The 4,987-nt window shown below is 62.5% G+C and carries 3 protein-coding genes; 2 read left to right on the forward strand and 1 reads right to left on the reverse strand.

All coding sequences use genetic code 11. The annotated features are described in order from the left end of the window. Positions 1 to 144: 144 nt before the first annotated feature. Positions 145 to 1,308, reverse strand: coding sequence for an alpha/beta fold hydrolase (locus ACFY04_RS43545; protein WP_389126601.1), 1,164 nt, complete (start codon positions 1,306 to 1,308; stop codon positions 145 to 147). Between the two features lie 480 nt (positions 1,309 to 1,788). On the opposite strand from ACFY04_RS43545, the gene ACFY04_RS43550 reads away from it, so the two are divergent. Together ACFY04_RS43550 and ACFY04_RS43555 are read left to right on the forward strand one after the other, a co-directional pair. Further along, on the forward strand, positions 1,789 to 4,578 hold the full coding sequence (locus ACFY04_RS43550; protein WP_389126603.1) for a hypothetical protein: 2,790 nt from the start codon (positions 1,789 to 1,791) through the stop codon (positions 4,576 to 4,578). A gap of 16 nt (positions 4,579 to 4,594) precedes the next feature. Then, positions 4,595 to 4,987, forward strand: a 393-nt coding sequence (locus ACFY04_RS43555) for a hypothetical protein (protein ID WP_389126604.1), incomplete at its 3' end; no start/stop codon positions are given.

The raw sequence follows: 4,987 nt of genomic DNA on the forward strand, positions 1-4,987 counted from the left end.
CATGACTCGTCCGATCCGCCTGGCCCACAGGCCCGAGGCCGAGCCCCGGGTCAGACTTCCACATCGCGGACTTACACGATCTTTCAGACACGCTCGCTGGCTCCGCCACGGCTGAACGTCCGTCCCGGTCTCCTTTGGAGCCCGCTATTTCGCGGGTAGGTAGACGCCGTCCTCGTCCCGGAAGTAGCTTCCGCTGCTGAGGCCTTCGACGGCGGTGTGCTTGAGCCATTGCCGGGACATCTGGTGCAGCAGCTTGTGGTGGCGTTCCCAGACCATGGAGTGCCCCGTGCAGGCGACCCTGAACATCAGTTTCTTCGGGCCCGGGATGGCCTCATAGAGGGCGGGGACCGAGAAGTGGAGCAAGGGGCCTGATGAGGCGGAGGTGTTGCACTGGGTGTCAAGGTCTCCATAGACGATGAGCACAGGCACCGTTTCGCCGAGCGTGCTGTCCGACACCGTGGCGATATTCCAGCCCCACCAGACGGAGTTCCGGATCCGCATCACGCCCTGCGGCACGTTGGCCTCTTTGGGCCCCCATGCCTTGCCGACGGAGTCGTTCTCCATGATGGCCTTCCACACCACGTCGACCATGCCGGCATCCCGCTGTTTATGGCAGTGCTGTTCCTTGTCCCATTGGCTCGTGAAGCCGGCCTTGGTGCCGAGGTTCATCGGGAAGCCGAACACGGCCGGGGGCGTGGACACGGGGAGCGCGGCGGGGGCGCTCGTTCTGCCTTGGGGCGGGAAGATCGGTGCAAGGAGCAGCAGGCTGGCCACTTTGGCAGCGTTATGCATCGCGTACGGCCCGATTTGGAACGCCGCTGCGGACCAGCCAACGAGCGCGATCTTCGATACCTCACGTAGCTTGGTGATGTAGTCGACGACGGCGTTTAGCTCGGCCCAGTCACTTTGCGAGTTGCCCAGCTGAGACGTGTAGACGGGGTCGCATTTGGCCGCCAGGGGCTCGGCCAGCGGTTTGACCAAGAGGTCCTGCTGCTGGGCTGGGTTGGCGTTGCAGGGCTTGTCCATTTTCGGGCGTGGTGACCGGCCGGAGCCCTGGAGGTCCATGATGAACACGTCGTAGCCCGCGTCTGCCAGATTCTGGGCCCAGCTGTACTTGCCGTTCTCGTGCTGGAGGTCGAATCCCGCAAGGGCCGGGGCGCTCCTGCCGTGGAGCATGAGGACGGGCTCGGGCTGATGGTGCGGCTTTGTGCCGTCATATTCTCGGACAAGCAGCTCAATTGCGTCCCCTTTGTTCGCAGGGACGGTCGAGATATGCGTCACGGTGTGCTCGCTGGCAGGGATGGGCATCGCTCGTGCTCCGATCGATGGACTCGACCCGAGCGGATGGCCCGAGCCATTCCAGGATCCGAAGAGCGATCGCCCGGATGCCAAGAGCATGGCCGCGGAAGCTTCCCGCGTGACCCCATCGAGTGTGCCTGTCACTCCGATCGGCCGAGTCCTGATGTCACCCCCTGCTCGCTGTCCCACGCCTGCTCGGCGCCGCCTCCGCACGCACCCTTGCGCGCACTCGCCCCCAGCACCGACACGGCACTTGGCCGGTTTGCGCAGGTCACTAGCAAGAGAGAGCCTTGATTACAGGCACTTGCAGAGGCACCGCCCCCCACAAAGCCCAACCCATCCGGGTTCCCTCTGTCAGTGAGTCTCGCCCCCAGCGGCGCGCATATCGGACGACCATCTAGCGCCGCTTATTTTTCTCCGGGCCCGGCTTAAGAACACGCCGAGCGTCTCTGTGTATCTCGCTGCGTTGCGGCTAGGAGTTTGATTTCCATGGCGTTCGCTGTCAGTTTCCTGAGCAGGGAGGCGATCCCTGCCACCACGGTCTACGAGGTCTGGAATTACCAGGTCACCGGTGCCCCCAGTGATCTTCAGGTAGACCAACGGATCGCGCTGGGGTTTCCCCATGATGTGGATGTGCGGGACCCGACGCAGTACCCGGGAGTAAGTCAACTGGCGGGAACCTTCGTCGAGCGAAATCCGGCATTGCCCCGCCAGTACGTCGGGAGGACCGTAACGGCGGCGGGGTCCGTGAAGATCTCGTTCGTCGCTCCGGCCGTCGAATCGACCTGTGAGGTTGTCCTTGCGAAGTCGCCGTCCGGCCAGGGGTGGGTGTCCCAGCCGTTCACCATTCCCAACGCTTCGCCCAGTCACTTGCAGGTCCTGCCTGCACCTAGGAAAGGGTTGCTGAACACTAACGGTCGCCCGCTGACCGACTTCCGGGGCACACTCCCGTACGCCAGTGAAGTGATCGGCGTCTATCAGCCGCTCAAGGGCTGGCTTGGCGCCCTGAACACCTTGCGCGCCGCTGAACACGGGCAAGAGGGCACGAGTCTGAGCCTGGAGACATTCAGGAAAGCCGATGCGCGCACGCTTGATGATGACGCGCTGGCAGCGGTGAGCAAACGCTTCGCGGCTATCCAGGGTGTGCTGTCACCGGTAGGAATGGTGAACCTGTTCCGGCAGTACTTCTTCGAGTTCGACACCTTCCTGGGTCCCCCTTCTGGACACCTGTGGCTCAGTCCGGGCGGCACCGTGGAGCTGGTCGAGACCTCCACCCGCCGCACGCTGGTGGAGAAGACCTCCGAGCAGTCGGAGGAGACCTCCCGAAAAATCGAAGAGAGCCTCACCGAGCAGGAAGACGTCGCCGATGCGGTGAAGGAGGAGAATGCCAACGAGACGAAGCTTGGGCTCAGCGTGACCGGCGGGGTGACCGCCCCGATCTACCATGCCGAGGCGAGTGCCAACTTCAGTACACAAAACACGGTCAAGAGTTCGTCTGAAACGACACATAAGCGCGCCCGCACGCAAAGCGCGAAGGTGACCAGCGAGATCAAACGAAACTTCAAGAGCACATTCAAGACGGTAACCGAAACGACGGACACCTCGAGCCGCCGCTATATTGTCCAGAACACCACGGATTTCCTGGTCAATTACGAACTGCGGCGGAAGATGCGCAAAGTCGGTGTGCAAATGCAGCACATCGGCTCACGGTTGTGCTGGCAGGTGTACCTCCCCGACCCGGGCCGTGAACTGGGATTGGGAGATCTGGTCGATGTGATCCAGACACCAGACCTCACCTCAATCCAGAAGCCCGCACCGCCGCCTCCGCTGGAGACAAAGACCACGGAATTCACCGGGCCATTCCCCATTCTCAAATACCCGGGAACCCTAGACCCCCCTGACGAGGAAAACGCAGACTTCGTCTTCCTGTTTTTCCCACCCCCCACACCACAGGATCCACATCCGCGGCCCGACCTTCTGAGCTACGACAGAGCCCACCACATCATCGCGGACGCCCCGTTCGCTGCCCCTCCGCCTGAACCGGGCTACGAACTGGAGCACGCGGCCGTGAAATCCGCGAAATCCGGGAACAAGGACTGCAAGTTCGTCGCAGAGAGGTGCGAGCTCACGGACGCCCTCAAAGGCGAGTTCCGAGTGGTCGCGTTGAATCTGAACGCCGGTGACTTCAACACGATCCAGGTGACCTTTTCGCTCACATGGAAGCCGCCGGCCAGCAATCCGGCGCAGGAGCAGTACCAGAGCGACCTTGCCGCCTACAGGGACAAGCTTGGGCAGGCGCAACGCGAGGCCTACAGCAAGGCCGTGAAAGAGCGTCTCAAGTTGGTCAGCGCCATGCGACCCAGGCCCCCAGAGGACCTGAGAAGCGAGGAACGCCACACCGTATACGGAGAACTGCTGCAAAAGATCACGCCCCTCTTCCAGGATCAGCACGTCAACGCGGAGATGATCCGGCAGACGTTCGACGTGGAAGAGATGCTCTACTTCGTCGCCCCCGACTACTGGCGGCCAACCAAAGCCGACAACCACCGCGACGCGGACGACGAGCATCCCAACAAGAACACGGTTGGCAGGTACCCGGTGCCCGGGCCGCCATGGGTGCCCGACGATGACGGCAGCTGCCGCCCCAATCACCTCGCCGGCGACACTGTCGCCAGTTGGTACTCCCAGACGGACAAGACATACACCCCCTCCCCGCCCCCACCACCGCAGCCACCCAGCGGGGAGCCACCTCCCCCTGTGCCGTGCCCTGACCTAGACCCCGAATGGCGCGTCAACTACCTCATCACCGAAGAAACCCAGCCAGCCCCCATGGGCAGCTCGCTGGGATGGCTGATCCAGATCGACGGCGATCAACGCCGCAACGCTTTCCTCAACGCCGCCTGGGCCAAGGCTGTCCTCCCGATTCGCCCCGGACAGGAACTCCAGGCACTCGACTGGCTGGCCTCGACGGTCGAAGGTAAAGCAGCCCTTGAGCTGTACTATCCCTTCGACGCAGCGGTCGACCCGCCCGAGTACCAGGGACTGACAGTGGGAGCAGTTCTGAAGTTGATCGCGGAAGCGCTGCAGATCTCGAACAACACGATGGCGAACACCCTCGCCTCGGAAAAGGTCTTCGAGAACGGCTTTGACCCCCTGGCCGGCGGCTTCCGCCCAGCCGACCCCTACCAAATCTTCGACCAATGGATCGAAGTCCTTCCCACCGACCAAGTCGTTGCCGTGTCGGTCACTTACGACCCCCGAACCGGGCAACAGCTATGACACGGGAACGACTCACATGAGCTCACGTGCCACCACCTCATCTCTGTACCTGGATGCCTACACGCTCGATGAGATCGGCACCAAGAACGCAGTTGGCAACTACGACCCGCTCACCTGGCCGCGGGGAAAACCACTGCTCAGCAAGAACAAGTTCACTAATGTTACGCCGGCACCTGGCGGCGTATCGGAGACTCCGCAGACCGTCTTGCTCGTTAAGACGAGCAACAAGGCGAACCCACGTTACAACCCGGCGTTGAAGCCTGGCGGGCCGAATGTTCAAAACATTCCTGCTGACGTGCAAGACGCGCATGACATATTGAGCCGAAACTCCTCGGTTGCCTGGTCGTTGGTCGGGTGTGATCGAGAGTGGGGATATGCGCCGGCTGTCGCCGGATGCGCAGGAGGATCT

The sequence above is a fragment of the Streptomyces sp. NPDC001549 genome (genome assembly GCF_042894025.1).
GTDB lineage: Bacteria > Actinomycetota > Actinomycetes > Streptomycetales > Streptomycetaceae > Streptomyces > Streptomyces kutzneri.